Source organism: Streptomyces triculaminicus, from assembly GCF_017349075.1.
Classification (GTDB): Bacteria; Actinomycetota; Actinomycetes; order Streptomycetales; family Streptomycetaceae; genus Streptomyces; species Streptomyces triculaminicus.
On record NZ_JAFMOF010000001.1, the window covers coordinates 577,761 to 593,820 of the forward strand.

The following is a 16,060-nucleotide window of genomic DNA, read 5'->3' on the forward strand; positions in this document are numbered from 1 at the left end:
GAGGACCGACCGGAGGGGCCGGGGCGGACGGGCCGGGCCCTGGCAGGGGCGTAAGGGTTATTTGCGGCGACACGCGGAGCACCCTCACGCCAGAGGGGGGCGTAAATAATCCAGCCCCGGAAGGGCCCGGCCCGTCCCGCCCCGGCCCCGCCCCACCGACGACCCCGCCCCCTACAGCCCGCACCGCCGCTCGGCGGCCCGCACAAGCGACACGGCCTCCGCCGCACCCTCGGCCACCCCGCCGGAGGCGATGAGCGCTTCGGCCAAATCATGGCCGGCCACCGCCACTTGGTCGGCGACCGCGAACATCCCGGCGTCCGGCATTTCCCTCAGCTCGACGGCCCCCGGCTCCTCGATCCGCTGGGTCCAGGCGGCCAACTCTCGCGCCAGGGCCAGCGCTTCCGCCGCCGCCCCGCGGCTGAGTCGGGACTGGGGAAGGGTCCGCAGCCGGTCGGCGAAGCTGTCCACGGCGGCCAGGAGAGGCGTCACATCATCCACGCCACGAGCCTATGCGCCGCCCACCGACTGTTGCCAACGCTTGAACACTCGGGCACGGTGACATGAAGGACCATCATTCCACGCGTCCGGAGGCGCCGATGTCCCACGTCTTCTCCGACGAGACCCACCGGAACCTGCTCTCCCGAATCCCCCACTGCACCGGCCGCGAAGTAGCCGACTGGCTGCGCACGGTCGAAGAAGGACCCTCTCTCTTCCGCTTCGAGGAGAAGGTCAGCTGGCTGCGCGGAGAGCACAATCTCGCTTACGGCCACGCAAAGGCGATCGTCCACGAGTACGACCTGCGACGGGCCGCGCGGAAGCTCCGGTAGCGGGCGCCGCAAACACGACGGGGCCCGGGAGGACAAAGTCCTCCCGGGCCCCGTCGCCGGCCGGGGATCCCCCGTCACCGGTTACGCATTTATGCGCGCTAGTCGTTATTCAGGATCGCGATGAGCCGGAGGATCTCGGTGTAGATCCACACCAGCGTCATCGTCAGACCGAACGCCGCCAGCCACGACTCCTCGCGCGGAGCGCCGTACCGCACGCCGTCCTCGACCTGCTTGAAGTCAAGCGCCAGGAACGCCGCACCGATCACGACGCCGATGACGCCGAAGACGATGCCCAGGCCGCCGGTGCGCAGGCCGAGCCCGTCACCGCCGACGAAGACGGCGACCAGGACGTTGACCAGCGACAGCAGCGCGAAGCCGATGGCGGCGCCGATCACGAACCGCATGAAGCGGGCGTTGACCCTGATGATCTTGGCCCGGTAGGCGATCAGCACACCGGCGAAGACGGCCATCGTGCCGAGCACGGCCTGCATCGGGGCGCCCTTGGCGACCTCGTTGTAGACCTGGCTGATGACGCCGAGGAACAGGCCCTCGAAGACGGCGTAGCCCAGGATGAGCGCCGGGGAGACCGTGCGCCGGAAGGACTGGACGAAGCCGAGCACCATGGCCACGAGGCCGGCCGCGAAGCCGACGCCCACGGGCAGCCGCAGCGCCCAGGCGGCGCCGGCGGCGAGGACCACGAGGCCCAGCGTGATGGAGGTCCGCGCGACGACGTCGTCGATCGTCATGCGGTCGGCGGCGCGCGCGGGCGCCTGCGGGGGGTAGCCCTGCTGAAGGTCCGGACCGCCCTGGGCGTACGGGTTGGCCGCGTAGGGGTTGGCGGGCTGGCCGTAGGGGTTTCCGGCGTACGGGTTGGCCGCGTACGGGTTGCCCTGGGCCTGCGCGGTCCCGGCCTGCGGGCCCGCGTCGAAGCCCGCGTGACCGCCGCTGAACCCCCGTCGCGAGAAGACCGGGTTCCTGCTCCTCATCTCACTCCTCCATGGCCACACGGCGCGGCCTTGGGCTCAAGGGTAATAGGTAGGCAAAAGAACGACTCTCCTGCTTCGGGACGATCTTTTCTTACCGCACTCCGTACCGGATGCCTACCGGATGCCCACCGGATGTCTGCTGGATGCCTGCGGATACGTACCGGACAACGCGAACGGGCGACGATCGGTTCCGCGAAGAACGCGGGAAAGCGGGTATTCCCGCGTGGCGCCCGGTCCGCACGATACGGAAGGGCGCCGAGGCGACGGGTGAAGCTGCAGGGAAGCGGAGCAGGAAGTGCCCGGAGCCGGACTTGAACCGGCACGGCCCGAAGGGCCAGCGAGGTTTAAGCTCGCCGTGTCTGCATTCCACCATCCGGGCGTGGGCTCTCGGGCAGGAGCGGGCGGAGAGGTGCGCGAACCTCCACCGCGAGGAGAGCAGGACGAGCCTAGCCGGGCAGCGCCCCCCAATCAGCGGAACGATGACCCGAGGTTGTCTTATTTTAATGGCAACTGAGCCCCCATCAGTGCAGGGATGACGCCTTTGGCACATGCCAGAGGCCCATCTCCCCCGTTCATCACCCCACCCCCGGGAGGAAGCGGAATTGTCGCAATCTCGTCGCTCTCGGTAAGCACCCGTCTCCTACCCAGGGATGACGGGGCCGCCCTCGCGTACCTCCCGAGACTGCCCCGAGAACCGGAGCTCCGGCTGATCCGCGCCCCGTGTCCGCACAGGACCATGGAGTACGTCCCCTGACATGCCGTCCCGACAGGAGCGCTCCACCGTGACCACCACCCCCTTCGGCGCCCCGACCGCCGTCCGCAGCACCGCGGTCGCAGCCCGCGCCACGGATCTCACCAAGGTCTACGGACAGGGCGAGACGCAGGTGGTCGCGCTGGACGCGGTCTCCGTGGAGTTCCGGCAGGCCGAGTTCACCGCGATCATGGGCCCGTCCGGCTCCGGCAAGTCGACCCTCATGCACTGCATGGCCGGCCTCGACTCCGTCTCCGGCGGCTCCGCCCGCATCGGCGACACCGAGCTGACCACCCTCAACGACAAGAAGCTGACCCGGCTGCGCCGCGACAAGATCGGCTTCATCTTCCAGGCCTTCAACCTGCTGCCGACGCTGACCGCCCTGGAGAACATCACGCTCCCCATGGACATCGCCGGTCGCAAGCCCGACAAGCAGTGGCTCGACATGGTCGTCGACACCGTCGGCCTGTCCGGACGGCTCAAGCACCGCCCGAACCAGCTCTCCGGCGGCCAGCAGCAGCGCGTGGCCGTCGCCCGCGCCCTGGCCGGCCGCCCCGAGATCATGTTCGCCGACGAGCCCACCGGAAACCTCGACTCCCGCTCCGGCGCCGAGGTCCTCGGCTTCCTGCGCAACTCCGTGCGCGAACTCGGCCAGACCGTCGTCATGGTCACCCACGACCCCGTCGCCGCCTCCTACGCCGACCGCGTCGTCTTCCTCGCCGACGGCAGCATCGTCGACGAAATGCGCGACCCCACCGCCGACGCCGTCCTGGACCGCATGAAGCGGTTCGACGCCAAGGGCCGTACGAGCTGATCACCGCCGGACTCGATCTCCAGGACTGACCCCGAAATGTTCCGTACCGCCCTGCGCAACGTGCTCGCGCACAAGGCCCGGCTGATGATGACGGTGCTCGCCGTGATGCTCGGCGTGGCCTTCGTCTCCGGCACCCTCGTCTTCACCTCGACCATCTCCGCCGCGTACCAGAAGAGCTCCGAGAAGGGCTTCACGGGCGTCGACGTCGCCGTCGAGCCCCACCGGGCGTCCGGCGACGAGGACAAGCCCGGCCGGACCCCCAAGCTCGGCCGGCGGCTGCTCGACCAGGCCGGCAAGGTCCCCGGCGCCGCCTCCGCCACCGGCTCGGTCAGCGGCTTCGCCGCCGTCGCCGACAAGAACGGCAAGCTCGTCGGCGAGGGCTTCAACTCCTCCGGCGCCAACTACTACGCGGGCGGCGGCGGCAAGGACCCCCGCTACCCCATGAAGAGCGGCCGCGCGCCGCAGGGCGCCGGCGAGATCGCCCTCGACGCCAAGACCGCCGAGCGCGCCGGCTACAAGGTCGGCGACACCGTCCGGGTCTCCGTCGACGGACCGGTCCTGCGACAGAAGCTCACCGGCGTCTTCACCACCGACGACGGCAACGTCTCCGCCGGCGGCAGCCTCGCCCTCTTCGACACGCCCACCGCCCAGAAGCTCTACGCACAGCCCGGCGAGTTCGACCGGATCGACGTGAAGGCGGCGGCCGGCACCTCCCAGGCCGCGCTGAAGGCGTCCGTCGAGAAGATCCTGCCCAAGGACGCCAAGGCCACCACGGCCAAGGAGCTCGCCGACGAGCAGAGCCGGGTGATCGCCCAGGGCATGGACGGCATGCGCACCAGCCTGCTGGTCTTCGCGGGCATAGCCCTCTTCGTCGGCGTCTTCATCATCGCCAACACCTTCACCATGCTGGTCTCCCAGCGCACCAAGGAGCTGGCGCTGCTGCGCGCGGTCGGCGCGAGCCGCCGCCAGGTCACCCGCTCGGTGCTCATCGAGGCGTTCGTCGTGGGCTCGGTCGCGGGCGTCACCGGTCTGCTCGCGGGCATCGGCATCGGCGCCGGCCTGCGGGCGCTGATCGGCGGCACCGGCGCCACCATCCCGGACGGCCCGCTGGTGATCGCCCCGAGCACGGTCCTGGTGTCCATGGTCGTCGGCGTCGTCGTCACCATGCTCGCCGCGTGGCTGCCCGGCCGCCGCGCCGCGAAGATCCCGCCGGTCGCCGCGATGAACAGCGTGCACGCGGTGGCCACCACCAAGTCCCTGGTGGTCCGCAACTCCATCGGCGGCGTCATCACCGCCATCGGTGCCGCGATCGTCCTGACCGCCACCAGCTCGACCATGATGGGTCTGGGCGCGGGCCTGGTCCTCATCGGCGTGTTCGTGCTGACGCCGCTGCTGTCCCGCCCGGTGATCGCCGCCGCGGCCCCGATCCTGCGCCCGTTCGGCATGACCGGCAAGCTGGCCCGGCAGAACGCGGTCCGCAACCCGCGCCGCACCGCCGCCACCGCCTCCGCGCTGATGATCGGCCTCACCCTGATCACCGGCCTGACGGTGATCGCCGGCAGCGTGCAGCAGGCCATCGACAAGATGGCCACCGGCTCCATGAAGGCCGACTACGTCGTCTCCATGGCCAGCATGACCCCGCTGTCCACCGACGTGGAGAAGAAGCTCTCCGCGCACCCGGACGTCGCCGCCACCAGCCCGCTGCGCAGCTCCTGGTCCATGGTCGCCGGCGAGCACAGGGAGCTCATGGGCGTCAACGGCGCCGCCATCGGCAAGCTGATGAACCTCGAGTTCACGTCGGGCTCCTTCGCCGGCCTCTCGGGCGGCCACGTCGTCATCGACGACGCCACGTCCCGCACCAACCACTGGAAGACCGGCTCGTCCCTCGACGTCACCTTCGAGGACGGCAAGAAGGCCAGGCTGACGGTCTCCGGCGTCTACAAGGGCAACGACCTGATGCGCGGCATCATGGTCGACACCAGGACGCTGGCCCCGCACCAGAGCCAGATCGACGACCGCCAGGTGCTGGTCAAGACCAAGGCCGGCACCAGCGAGGCCACCAAGGACGCGCTGGGCAAGGCCCTCGGCGACAACCCCGCCATCCGGATCCAAACCAAGCAGGACATCTCCGACGGCATCTCCAAGGGCATCAGCCTGCTGCTCAACATGCTCTACGGCCTGCTGGCCATGGCCGTGGTCGTCGCCGTCCTCGGCGTCGTCAACACCCTGGCGATGTCGGTCTTCGAGCGCCGGCAGGAGATCGGCATGCTGCGCGCCATCGGCCTGGACCGCAAGGGCATCAAGCGCATGGTGCGGCTGGAGTCCCTGATCATCTCGGTCTTCGGCGGTGTGATGGGTGTCGGGCTGGGCGTCTTCTTCGGCTGGGCCGCGGGCGACCTCATCAAGAAGGGCATCAGCACCTACGAGCTGGTGCTGCCCTGGGAGCGCATGGGCATCTTCCTGCTGCTGTCCGCCCTGGTGGGCGTGCTGGCCGCGCTGTGGCCCGCCCGCCGGGCGGCCAAGCTGAACATGCTCGACGCCATCAAGGCGGAGTAGCCCGCACGCGCAAGCGGAAATGCGGAGAAGGGGCCCGGTCCATGCGGACCGGGCCCCTTCGCGCGTCCCGACGCTAGCCGCGCCAGTCGCGGGTGCGCAGGGACAGGCCCGGCTCGCCGGACTCCGGCGTGCGCACCGCCAGTACCTGGTTCACGCCGATGCGGTTGCGCTCGAAGGACAGGGCCGAGGCGGCCATGTACAGCCGCCAGACGCGGGCCCGGCCCGGGGAGGTGAGCCGTACGGCCTCGTCCCAGTGGGTCTCCAGGTTGGCCACCCACTGGCGCAGCGTCAGGGCGTAGTGCTCGCGCAGGGCCTCCACGTCCCGGACCTCGAACCCGGCCTCCTCCAGCTGGGCGACGGTCCGCCCGACGGGGGCGAGCTCGCCGTCGGGGAAGACGTAGCGGTCTATGAACTCGTCGACGCGGTAGGCCTCCTCGTCCTTCAGGGGGCGGCGGGCGATCTGGTGGTTCAGCAGCCTGCCGCCGGGCCGGAGCAGGGCGTAGAGGTCGGCGGCGTACTCGGCGTAGCGGGCGGAGCCGACGTGCTCGGCCATGCCGACGGAGGAGATGGCGTCGTAGGGCCCGTCGGAGACCAGCCGGTAGTCCTGGACGCGGATCTCGATACGGTCCGTCAGGCCGGCCTCGGCGACGCGCTTGCGGGCGTAGGCGGCCTGTTCCTCGGAGAGGGTGATGCCGACGGCGCTCACCCCGTACTCGCGGGCGGCGTGCAGCACCATCGAGCCCCAGCCGCAGCCGACGTCCAGCAGGCGCCGGCCCGGCCCGAGGTCCAGCTTGCGGCAGATGAGGTCGAGCTTGGCGCGCTGGGCGTCCTCGAGGGTGGAGCCGGGACTCTCCCAATAGGCGCAGGAGTAGACCATGGAGGGGCCGAGGACCCGCTCGTAGAAGGCGTTGCCGACGTCGTAGTGGTGGCTGATGGCCTGCCTGTCGCGGCGCAGGGTGTGCAGCGGGCCGCCGGTGCGGCGGGCCTCCTCGGGCGGTGGCGCGGGCGGCGCCCAGGGTCCGGCGAGGGCGATCAGCTCGCGGCCCGCGGCGCGCAGCGCCGGGTCGCGCAGGGCGCCGAGGAGGGCGGCGGGGCCGGCGGGCCGGGCGGCGTCCTCGGCGCGCTCCCACAGGGAGCCGGCGAGCAGGTCGAGGGCTTCGTAGAGGTCGCCCTCGACGTCGAGGTCGCCGGCGACCCAGGCGCGCGCCAGGCCGAGCTCGCCCGGCTTCCACAGCAGGCGGCGCAGGGCGCGGCGGTGATTGATGATCAGGACGGGAGTGCCGGGCGGTCCCGACTCGCTGCGGTCCCAGGCGCGCAGGCGGACGGGGAAGGGCCTCCCCAGTACCTGCTCGGCGAGCGTGGTGAGCCGCGAGGCGGCCTCGGCCATGTCGCACACCTCCATGATGAAGTGTCAGGAGATAGTTTCATCTGACACCTGAACACCAACAGGCCGTGCTGTAGTCCTTCTGCCGATCCAGATTAGGTCAACTTCGCGTTCCGGGTACGCCGAAGGGCGCCCACCCCACGGATTTGGTGGACGCCCTTCCGGTCGATGCCGTGCTTAGGAGGCCTTCGCCTTCTGGCCCTGGTTCGCGTCGGCCTTGGCGGCCGGCTGCGGGGCCGGCTTGGCGGCCTCGTAGAACTCCTCGCGCGGGTTCTCCATGGCGCGCAGGGAGACGACCTCGCGCTTGAGGAACATGGCCAGGGTCCAGTCCGCGAAGATGCGGATCTTGCGGTTCCAGGTCGGCATGGCCATGCCGTGGTAGCCACGGTGCATGTACCAGGCCAGCCGGCCCTTGAGCTTGATCTTGGTCTTGCCCATGACGATCATCGCGACGCCCTTGTGGAGGCCGAGGCCCGCCACCGCGCCCTTGTTGGCGTGCGAGTACGTCTTCTGCGGGAAGCCGCGCATGCCGGACAGGACGTTGTCGCCGAGGACCTTGGCCTGGCGCAGCGCGTGCTGGGCGTTCGGCGGGCACCAGGCGTTCTCGTTGCCCGCCTTGCGGCCGACCATGTCCGGGACCTGGGCGTTGTCGCCCGCGGCCCAGATGTAGTCGGTGCCCTGGACCTGGAGGGTCTCGGAGGTGTCGACGTGGCCGCGCGGGCCCAGCGGCAGGCCGAAGCGGGACAGCGCCGGGTTGGGCTTGACGCCCGCGGTCCACACGATCGTGTTGGAGTCGACCTCGAGGCCGTTCTTCAGCACGACGTGGCCGTCGACGCAGGAGTCCATGGAGGTCGAGAGGTAGATCTCGACGCCGCGGCTCTCCAGGTGCTTCTTGCCGTACTCGCCGAGCTTCGGACCGACCTCGGGGAGGATCTTGTCCGCGGCGTCGACGAGGATGAAGCGCATGTCCTCGCGCTTCACGTTCGGGTAGTACTTGGCGGCGTCCCGCGCCATGTCCTCGACCTCGCCGATCGTCTCGGCGCCGGCGAAGCCGCCACCGATGAAGACGAAGGTCAGCGCCTTGCGGCGGATCTCCTCGTCCTTCGTCGAGTCGGCCTTGTCCAGCTGCTCGAGAACGTGGTTGCGCAGGCCGATGGACTCCTCGATGCCCTTCATGCCGATGCCGTTCTCGGCAAGGCCGGGGATCGGGAAGGTACGGGAGACGGCGCCGAGCGCGATCACCAGGTAGTCGAAAGGCAGCTCGTACGCCTCGCCGACGAGCGGCGCGATCGTGGCGACCTTGCGGTCCTGGTCGATCGTGGTGACACGGCCGGTGAGAACCTCCGCCTTGGGCAGGACGCGGCGCAGCGGCACCACGACGTGGCGCGGCGAGATGCTGCCGGCGGCTGCTTCAGGGAGGAAGGGCTGGTACGTCATGTACGAGCGCGGGTCGACGACCGTGACGGTCGCCTCGCCGTAGCGCATCTTCTTCAGAATGCGACGTGCCGCGTACAGGCCGACGTACCCACCGCCTACTACGAGGATCCGTGGACGCTCCGTGGTGCTCATGATTCGAGTATCCAGCACTCCCCGCAGGGGTGCTCGTGAGCCCCTTCACAAGAGCCCGAGGGGGGTCTGCTACACTCCGCCGCCCCCGTGACCGACGCCATAGCCCCATGAGGGAACCAGGCCGTCCCGCCGGGCGTTGATCACCCCTGCTGAACTGGCCTTGCGGCCTCGAGGTGGACTGGACCACTCCGCCCGGGGCTTCCGCATAAGCGTTTCTTTAAGACGGCGAAAACCACACGGTTTCCGGCCGCCAGGGGCCGACGGACCCCGGAAGGAGGCCAGAAGGCCTCCCTCCGGGGTCCTAGGACCGCTATTTCATGTGAAGGATTTCACGAACATTCTCCGGCGGACGCCCTCAGGCGATGCTCCAGCCGATCCCATCAAGACTGCCCACACCGGGGGACAACCCCCCGGACCCCCGGCCGGACACCCTCGCCGGTGCGGTCAGCCGCCCCAATACCGCTTCCAGGCGATGTTGTTCGGGCCATCACGGACGAAGCGCGACTCACCTTCGAGCGTCGTCGCACGGGTCCGATGTCTCACGAAAGGGCTGGAGCTCGCCCCCCAGCGGTCGCCTCGTGATCCCCGATCAAGCTCGCCGGGACCACAAGTCTCCGGGCGGCCAGGCCGAAGGACAGGTAGGCAGAGCGCACACCCCGAGCCAGGTGGTCATCCGTTCGTTACCGGTGACGCCGCGCGTCCCGAGACAACCGGAGGCAGTCGTCACAGCCGACGAAGATCCGCCCCTGCCGGGGGCTGTGACGATCGCCTGATGCGCCCCCGTTTCCGTGGGTACCGTTCTGAGTGTCTAGGTCAGAACGGAGTCCGCCATGCCCGGTTGCACCTACCCAAGTCCCAGCACCTTCGGTCAGCGCGTACAGCGGGCCCGTGAACGCAGCGGGAAGACGCGGGCCACCCTCGGCGGCCTGGTGGGCCGTTCGGCAGAGTGGGTCAAGGCGATCGAGACAGGCCGCCTCAAGATGCCCCGCCTTCCCCTGCTTCTGCGGCTGGCCGAAGAGCTGGGGGTGGACGACCTCGCCGAGCTCACCGGCGATGAACGTCTCGCAGCAGCGACGTACACCAAGGCCGCTCACAAGGACCTTCCCGCGATCAAGGCAGCTCTGACCACGTATCACTTCGCGAACAACAGCGAGGAACCACTGCCGGTCCCGGAGCTGGAGAAGGGCGTCACCCGAGCATGGTGCTTGTGGCACAACGCAGGTGATCACCGGTCGAGCATCGCACCTGTCCTACCGGGCCTACTCGCGAATCTCCAGCACGCGACCCGCGCATACGAAGGGAAGGAGCGACGCCGCGCATTGGCCGCCCTTGCCCAGGCATACCACCTTGCGCAGCTGTTTCTCAGCTTCCAGCCGTCCCCGGAATCCGTGATGCTCACCGGAGACCGAGCCATGATGGCAGCCCAGGAGGCCGACGACCCCCACGCCATTGCCGTGGCTGCGTGGTACCTGAACCACGTCTTCCGTGATGCCGGAGAACGTTCCGAAGCGCGCGTCGACCTCGCCATGCAAGCAGCCGACCTCCTGAACCCCGAGAGGGGAGTCGAGGACCGCGCACGCTGGGGCCTGCTTCACCTCGCCGCTGCCCTCTCCTACGCGAAGGTGGGAAAGTCCGGCAACGCGTGGCGCCATTGGGACCAGGCCGACAGGGCCGCCAAAGCGCTGGGGGAGGGCTACAGCCACCCCTTCCTGATCTTTGGCCGCGGCGTAGTCGATGCCTACGCCATCACCATGCAGGCGGACTTGCTGCACGGCAGCGACGCCGTCCACGCGGCCAACATCAATCTCGAGACCATCCCCAGCGCCACGCGCCGCAGCTTCCACCTTGTCGAGTCGGCAAGGGCATACGGAATCCAAGGGGAGGACATCGCGGTCGTGACCCTTCTCAAGAAGGCTCATGAGGAATCCCCGGAGACCGTGCGATTCAACCTCTTTGCCCGCTCGGCGGTCTCCGAGCTTTCCACGAGGGGCAACGCCCTGATCAGGCGAGACGCCGAGTACCTGCGCCAAAGGATGAACCTGCCCGCAGTGGCATAGGTACATTCCGTACCCCTTACCGAGGGGGTACGGACCCCACCTGCTACGCGCCCCCGGCGGTCCTACGGTCACCTGACAGACGACCGACGACGCCGGGGGCTTCCCTTGTGCACCACCACGAGCAGTACCGACACCAGGTCCGAGCTTGATCCGCTGATCGGCAAGGTGGCCCGGGACATCGCCCGAGACCTACTGGGGAAGGTGATGGACAAGGTCGGGCCCAACTACCAGCTGCGCCCTCTCACCGGCGGACGGGAGTGGGAGGCCGGCCCCGACACCCTCGAGATCGTCGTACCGGAGCGGTGCGACTTCTGCGACAGGATCAAGGCCGAACGCAGCAAAGCGCACAAGACAGGACGCCACGCCACCGTTCACGGCTTCACTCTCGCCCTGGGTCGGCACATGCGGGTGATGCACCCATGAGCCACGACACCTCACCCCCCGTCCTGCCGGCTCGGACGGCTGGACCGGATCGCGCGCCGAGAGGGGGCTCGCCCATGAAACGCCTAGGGCACTGCCTCTACCGGCTGTACCGGTCGTGGCTCACCGTGGGCGAGACTCCCGAGAACGTAGCGGTACCGGCGGCACCTGTACGGCGCACGTGGGCCGAGTCAGTGTCCCCCTTCTACCGGGTGCCCCACATGCCCCAGCCCGACCAGCCCGCCGCCATCCGCGCCTACTACGCACCCCTCGTGTGCACCTGCGGGAGCGGGCGCGGCGCCTGAGCGAATGCGCCCACACAGACCCCGCCCCTTCGTCGGCGTTTTCCCCGCTCGGAGGAGCAGGAACCCGCCTGGTCGCCCTTGTGGCAGACAGAGGGCCGGCAGGTGGCACCACCGCACGACGGCATGGGGGACGGTCCCCTGTGTCGGCAAGGCCTGGGCAGGAAGGAGACGCAAAAATGGGTAGGAAGGACTTCGAGGAAGCGGGCGAAGCCTGGGCCCCTCAGGCCAACCAGGGTCAGGTCACCGACCCCGACACTCGGGTCTCTGGAAACGGCGACGTTCACAGCTCGCACGCTGACGACAAGGACCGGGAGGACTAGTGAAGCTGGGCGAGGACCTGATTCGCGACCTGAGGGAACAGGGCTTCATGCGGTGCGAGACCACCCCGGACGGCAAGGCTGTGGTCATGCGCAAGCGTGACAGGTGGACCGTGGTTCCTCTGCGGTGGCTCACCGATGATGCCGTGGACACCATCAAGGCTCAGGCCGGAGTCGACCTCGTCTGATCACGTGGCCCCGTCCGCGCGCTTCCCCGAAAGCGTGCGGACGGGGTCTTTTGCCGTCGACGCCGAGCACCGCCAGTCAGCGGTGCTTCTCTGTCGCCCTCAGGCGATGCTCCAGCCGATCCCGTCGAGGATGTCGTGCTCGCTGACCACGACCTCCCGGGCCCCGGAACGCTCCATCACGCACTGCAGAACGAGCGCTCCGGCGGCGATGACGTCGACCCGGCCGGGGTGCATCACGGAGAACGCCGCGCGCTGCTCGTGCGTCGACTCCAGCAGCATGGCCGTGATCTCGCGGACCCGCTCGAGGGAGACGCGGCAGTGGTGGATGGCCTCGGAGTCGTACGCGTCCAGGCCGAGCGCGATCGCCGCGACCGTGGTGACCGAGCCGGCAAGGCCCACGAGGGTACGGGCCTCGGTGAGCGGGACGCTCTCCTCGGCCAGGTCCAGCGCGGCCTCGACGTCGGCGCGTATCGCGGCGATCTGCTCCGGCGTCGGCGGGTCGGTGACCTCGCCGTCCACCACGAGGTGACGTTCCGTCATCCGGACGCAGCCCACGTCGACGCTGCGCGCCGCCCGCACGTGGTCGTCGCCGACCACGAACTCCGTGGAGCCGCCGCCGATGTCCACGACCAGATACGGCTTCGCCAGGTCGCCCGCCCGTCGCCCACCACCACCCTTCGCAGGAAGGCGCTTCGCGCCTGCGCCTTCTCCTCCCGTCAGCTCCTTGGTGGCGCCGGTGAAGGAGAACTCCGCCTCCTGGTCACCGGTGATCACCTCGGGCTCCACGCCGAGGATGTCCACGACGCCGCGCACGAACTCCTCGCGGTTGGACACGTCGCGGGACGCGGACGTCGCGACGAACCGCACCCGCTCCGCGTTGAGCGCCCGGATGACCTCGGCGTACTCCCGGCAGGCGGCGAACGTCCGCTCGAGCGCCTCCGGCGCGAAGCGGCCCGTACGGTCGACGCCCTGGCCGAGCCGCACGATCGTCATCCGCCGGTCGAGCTCCTTGAGTTCACCGGTCGCCGGGTCGGCGTCGGCGACGAGCAGCCGGATGGAGTTCGTGCCGCAGTCGACGGCGGCGACCCGCGTCATGCCCGCTCCTCGCCGCATTCGCCGGCGCCGCCGCAGGGGGTGACGCACGGACCCTTGCTCCACCACTCCGGCAGCAGCGCGAGCGCCTCGTCGCCGAAGGGGTTCACCCCCGGGCCCGCGGCCAGGGAGTGCCCGACGAGCACGTGCAGGCACTTGACCCGGTCCGGCATGCCGCCGGCGCTCGGGAAGCCCTCCAGGACCTCGATCGCGTCGCGGCGCGCGATGTAGTCCTCGTGCGCGGCCCGGTAGGCGGCCGCCAGTTCGGGGTCGGTCGCCAGCCGGTCCTGCATCTCCTTCATCAGGCCGGAGCCCTCGAGCGTGCCGATGGCGCCGGCGGCGCGCGGGCACGTCAGGTAGTACAGCGTCGGGAACGGCGTGCCGTCCTCCAGCCGCGGCGCGGTCTCGACGACGTCGGGGTTGCCGCACGGGCAGCGGTGCGCGATGGCGCGCAGGCCGCGCGGCGGGCGCCCCAGCTGCTCCTTGAACGCGGCGATGTCCGCGTCGGTCGGCTCGGTGGGCTCGGTCTTCGGAGGAGGCGTGTCCATGTGCTCGCTCGTGCTCGTTGATGCTCGGTCTGGTTCGGATGCGGTGCGCGGGGGGGCGTCAGGGAAGCGCTCGGCGCTGCTGCCCGTCGGAGGAGTCGATGTCTTCCCAGAGGTTGCTGTACCAGGGGCGGTCGGCCGCGCCCCGGTCCCTGGGCGGCTTGGTGGGACCACCGCCGCCCACCACGCTGTAGCCGGTCTCCCCCGGGCGGAGGTAGTGCAGGTGCTCGCGCGCCTGCTGCTCGACGTACGCGGGGTCCTCCAGCCGGGCCTTCTCGTCGCGCAGCAGCTTCACCTGCTCGCGGGCGTGCTCGGTCCGGCGCCGCTGGTCGGCGATGTCCGAGCGCTGGGTGACCCACTGGCGCATCGGATAGGCGAGGGCGACGACGAGGGAGCAGACGACGAGCGCGAGCAGCGCGGCGCGTCCCGTGAGCCGGCTGCGCCGCTGCGGCCGCGCCCGGTAGACCCGCGCGACGGCGGGCCCCTGCACGAGCGCCGTGCCGAGCGCCTTGAGCCTGGTCGCGGTGGAGAACCGGTCCGCGCCCACGTCGCCTCCCCAGTGAGTGCTCGGAGTCCTCTACGAACGTACGTCCCCGGACACGGTACGGGACCGCGGCCGGGGACGTACGGAGACTGGCGAGAGCTCAGCCCTTAAGGCTCAGCCCGTGTGGAGCTCAGCCCTTGAAGCGCGGGAACGCCGAGCGGCCCGCGTACACCGCGGCGTCGTCGAGGATCTCCTCGATGCGCAGCAGCTGGTTGTACTTGGCGACGCGCTCGGAGCGGGCCGGGGCACCGGTCTTGATCTGGCCGCAGTTGGTGGCGACGGCCAGGTCGGCGATGGTGACGTCCTCGGTCTCGCCGGAGCGGTGGGACATCATGCACTTGAAGCCGTTGCGCTGGGCCAGCTCGACGGCGTCCAGGGTCTCGGTCAGCGAACCGATCTGGTTGACCTTGACCAGCAGGGCGTTGGCGGAGTTCTCCTCGATGCCACGGGCGAGGCGCTCGGGGTTGGTGACGAACAGGTCGTCGCCGACGAGCTGGACCTTGTCGCCGAGCTTCTCGGTGATGGTGTTCCAGCCGGCCCAGTCGTCCTCGAACAGCGGGTCCTCGATGGAGACCAGCGGGTACGCCTCGACGAGCTCGGCGTAGTACTCCGTCATCTCGGCGGCGGAGCGGTCCTTGCCCTCGAACTTGTAGACGCCGTCCTTGTAGAACTCGGAGGCGGCCACGTCCAGGGCGAGCGCGACGTCCTGGCCGGGGGTGTAGCCGGCCTGCTTGATGGCCTCGAGGATGAGGTCGAGGGCCTCGCGGTTGGAGCCCAGGTTCGGGGCGAAGCCGCCCTCGTCGCCGAGGCCGGTGGACAGGCCCTTGGCCTTCAGGACCGACTTGAGGGTGTGGTAGACCTCGGTGCCCCAGCGCAGGGCCTCGGAGAAGGACTCCGCGCCGATCGGCGCGATCATGAACTCCTGGATGTCCACGTTGGAGTCGGCGTGCGAGCCGCCGTTCAGGATGTTCATCATCGGAACGGGCAGCAGGTGCGCGTTCGGGCCGCCGAGGTAGCGGAAGAGGGGGAGGTCGGACGCCTCGGAGGCGGCGTGCGCGACGGCCAGGGAGACGCCCAGGATGGCGTTGGCGCCGAGCGAGGCCTTGTTGTCGGTGGCGTCCAGGTCGAACATGGCCTGGTCGATCAGGCGCTGCTCGGTGGCGTCGTAGCCGACGAGCTCCGGGCCGATCTGCTCGATGACGGCCAGGACGGCCTTCTCGACACCCTTGCCGAGGTAGCGCTTGGGGTCGCCGTCACGGAGCTCGATGGCCTCGAAGGCGCCGGTGGAGGCGCCGGACGGCACGGCGGCACGGCCCGTGGAGCCGTCGTCGAGGCCGACCTCGACCTCGACCGTGGGGTTGCCTCGCGAGTCGAGGATCTCGCGAGCTACGACGACGTCGATGGACGGCACGAGGGTCTCCTTCGTGTGTGCTGGAGTTCTGCAGCACGAGCCTAACGGGCGCCGGAGGCTGCGCCCGCCCTTGGATCGATCAGCGGACCGAAAATTGGCACAAAAGCCGAGATCAGCGGATGAATCGCCGGTGTGTTCGCTCAACGGGGACGGCCGGCACGGGGTTCCGGGGGCGCAAACGACGGAGCCCCGCTCCGATGCGGCTCGGGGGGTAGGCGCATCGGAGCGGGGCGGTCCGTCGGATGAGCGCAAGGCTCGTCCTGGCGGTGGGACCGTCCGGGCGTGCGGACGGGG

Annotated in this window: 15 protein-coding genes and 1 tRNA gene; 7 read left to right on the forward strand and 9 right to left on the reverse strand. The window is 69.8% G+C overall.

Annotation, left to right across the window (positions count from 1 at the left end; all coding sequences use genetic code 11):
* Positions 1-171: 171 nt before the first annotated feature.
* Complete coding sequence (locus J1792_RS02690; RefSeq protein ID WP_207246613.1) at positions 172-498, reverse strand: hypothetical protein; 327 nt, start codon at positions 496-498, stop codon at positions 172-174.
* Between the two features lie 98 nt (positions 499-596).
* On the opposite strand from J1792_RS02690, the gene J1792_RS02695 reads away from it, so the two are divergent.
* The gene (locus J1792_RS02695; protein WP_071965358.1) at positions 597-827 is read left to right on the forward strand and encodes a DUF4287 domain-containing protein; all 231 of its coding nucleotides are present in this window, start codon (positions 597-599) and stop codon (positions 825-827) included.
* 98 nt (positions 828-925) lie between these two features.
* Here the strand turns inward: J1792_RS02695 and J1792_RS02700 are convergent, their stop codons facing one another.
* Positions 926-1,813 (reverse strand): Bax inhibitor-1/YccA family protein, encoded by an 888-nt coding sequence (locus tag J1792_RS02700; RefSeq protein WP_086569927.1) that lies wholly within the window; start codon positions 1,811-1,813, stop codon positions 926-928.
* Positions 1,814-2,109: 296 nt separating this feature from the next.
* Positions 2,110-2,192 (reverse strand) — tRNA-Leu (locus J1792_RS02705).
* A gap of 376 nt (positions 2,193-2,568) precedes the next feature.
* Here J1792_RS02705 and J1792_RS02710 point away from each other — a divergent pair.
* Both J1792_RS02710 and J1792_RS02715 read left to right on the forward strand, forming a co-directional pair.
* On the forward strand, positions 2,569-3,378 hold the full coding sequence (locus J1792_RS02710) for an ABC transporter ATP-binding protein (RefSeq protein ID WP_086569929.1): 810 nt from the start codon (positions 2,569-2,571) through the stop codon (positions 3,376-3,378).
* Between the two features lie 36 nt (positions 3,379-3,414).
* Positions 3,415-5,934, forward strand: a complete 2,520-nt coding sequence (locus J1792_RS02715) for an ABC transporter permease (RefSeq protein WP_086569931.1) — start codon at positions 3,415-3,417, stop codon at positions 5,932-5,934.
* Between the two features lie 73 nt (positions 5,935-6,007).
* Here J1792_RS02715 and J1792_RS02720 read toward each other — a convergent pair whose 3' ends face one another.
* Together J1792_RS02720 and J1792_RS02725 are read right to left on the reverse strand one after the other, a co-directional pair.
* Positions 6,008-7,321: an SAM-dependent methyltransferase gene (locus J1792_RS02720; protein ID WP_086569966.1), complete on the reverse strand. Its 1,314-nt coding sequence runs from the start codon at positions 7,319-7,321 to the stop codon at positions 6,008-6,010.
* A gap of 174 nt (positions 7,322-7,495) precedes the next feature.
* Complete coding sequence (locus J1792_RS02725; RefSeq protein ID WP_086569933.1) at positions 7,496-8,887, reverse strand: NAD(P)/FAD-dependent oxidoreductase; 1,392 nt, start codon at positions 8,885-8,887, stop codon at positions 7,496-7,498.
* A gap of 830 nt (positions 8,888-9,717) precedes the next feature.
* Here J1792_RS02725 and J1792_RS02730 point away from each other — a divergent pair.
* From J1792_RS02730 to J1792_RS02745, 4 genes are all read left to right on the forward strand, one after another.
* Entirely contained in the window at positions 9,718-10,944 is a 1,227-nt protein-coding gene (locus J1792_RS02730) for a helix-turn-helix domain-containing protein (protein ID WP_086569935.1), read from the forward strand.
* Between the two features lie 105 nt (positions 10,945-11,049).
* On the forward strand, positions 11,050-11,367 hold the full coding sequence (locus J1792_RS02735; protein ID WP_086569937.1) for a hypothetical protein: 318 nt from the start codon (positions 11,050-11,052) through the stop codon (positions 11,365-11,367).
* A gap of 478 nt (positions 11,368-11,845) precedes the next feature.
* Positions 11,846-11,989: a hypothetical protein gene (locus J1792_RS02740; protein ID WP_207246614.1), complete on the forward strand. Its 144-nt coding sequence runs from the start codon at positions 11,846-11,848 to the stop codon at positions 11,987-11,989.
* Positions 11,989-12,174: a hypothetical protein gene (locus tag J1792_RS02745; RefSeq protein WP_086569939.1), complete on the forward strand. Its 186-nt coding sequence runs from the start codon at positions 11,989-11,991 to the stop codon at positions 12,172-12,174. The genes J1792_RS02740 and J1792_RS02745 overlap by 1 nt, the downstream gene beginning before the upstream one ends.
* A 99-nt stretch (positions 12,175-12,273) precedes the next feature.
* Here J1792_RS02745 and J1792_RS02750 read toward each other — a convergent pair whose 3' ends face one another.
* The 4 genes from J1792_RS02750 to eno all read right to left on the reverse strand — a co-directional run bounded on the left by J1792_RS02750 (position 12,274) and on the right by eno (position 15,766).
* On the reverse strand, positions 12,274-13,269 hold the full coding sequence (locus J1792_RS02750; RefSeq protein WP_086569941.1) for a Ppx/GppA phosphatase family protein: 996 nt from the start codon (positions 13,267-13,269) through the stop codon (positions 12,274-12,276).
* Complete coding sequence (locus tag J1792_RS02755) at positions 13,266-13,814, reverse strand: DUF501 domain-containing protein (protein ID WP_086569943.1); 549 nt, start codon at positions 13,812-13,814, stop codon at positions 13,266-13,268. The genes J1792_RS02750 and J1792_RS02755 overlap by 4 nt, the downstream gene beginning before the upstream one ends.
* Before the next feature lie 58 nt (positions 13,815-13,872).
* Positions 13,873-14,358: an FtsB family cell division protein gene (locus tag J1792_RS02760; protein ID WP_086569945.1), complete on the reverse strand. Its 486-nt coding sequence runs from the start codon at positions 14,356-14,358 to the stop codon at positions 13,873-13,875.
* Between the two features lie 127 nt (positions 14,359-14,485).
* Entirely contained in the window at positions 14,486-15,766 is a 1,281-nt protein-coding gene (eno, locus tag J1792_RS02765; RefSeq protein ID WP_086569947.1) for a phosphopyruvate hydratase, read from the reverse strand.
* Positions 15,767-16,060 lie beyond the last annotated feature (294 nt).

Excerpts from the sequence above, each read along its gene's own strand:
- J1792_RS02695 (WP_071965358.1), top strand. The coding sequence starts at position 597 with ATGTCCCACGTCTTCTCCGACGAGACCCACCGGAACCTGCTCTCCCGA.
- J1792_RS02700 (WP_086569927.1), bottom strand. The coding sequence starts at position 1,813 with ATGAGGAGCAGGAACCCGGTCTTCTCGCGACGGGGGTTCAGCGGCGGT.
- J1792_RS02710 (WP_086569929.1), top strand. The coding sequence starts at position 2,569 with ATGCCGTCCCGACAGGAGCGCTCCACCGTGACCACCACCCCCTTCGGC.
- J1792_RS02715 (WP_086569931.1), top strand. The coding sequence starts at position 3,415 with ATGTTCCGTACCGCCCTGCGCAACGTGCTCGCGCACAAGGCCCGGCTG.
- J1792_RS02720 (WP_086569966.1), bottom strand. The coding sequence starts at position 7,321 with ATGGCCGAGGCCGCCTCGCGGCTCACCACGCTCGCCGAGCAGGTACTG.
- J1792_RS02725 (WP_086569933.1), bottom strand. The coding sequence starts at position 8,887 with ATGAGCACCACGGAGCGTCCACGGATCCTCGTAGTAGGCGGTGGGTAC.
- J1792_RS02730 (WP_086569935.1), top strand. The coding sequence starts at position 9,718 with ATGCCCGGTTGCACCTACCCAAGTCCCAGCACCTTCGGTCAGCGCGTA.
- J1792_RS02740 (WP_207246614.1), top strand. The coding sequence starts at position 11,846 with ATGGGTAGGAAGGACTTCGAGGAAGCGGGCGAAGCCTGGGCCCCTCAG.
- J1792_RS02750 (WP_086569941.1), bottom strand. The coding sequence starts at position 13,269 with ATGACGCGGGTCGCCGCCGTCGACTGCGGCACGAACTCCATCCGGCTG.
- J1792_RS02755 (WP_086569943.1), bottom strand. The coding sequence starts at position 13,814 with ATGGACACGCCTCCTCCGAAGACCGAGCCCACCGAGCCGACCGACGCG.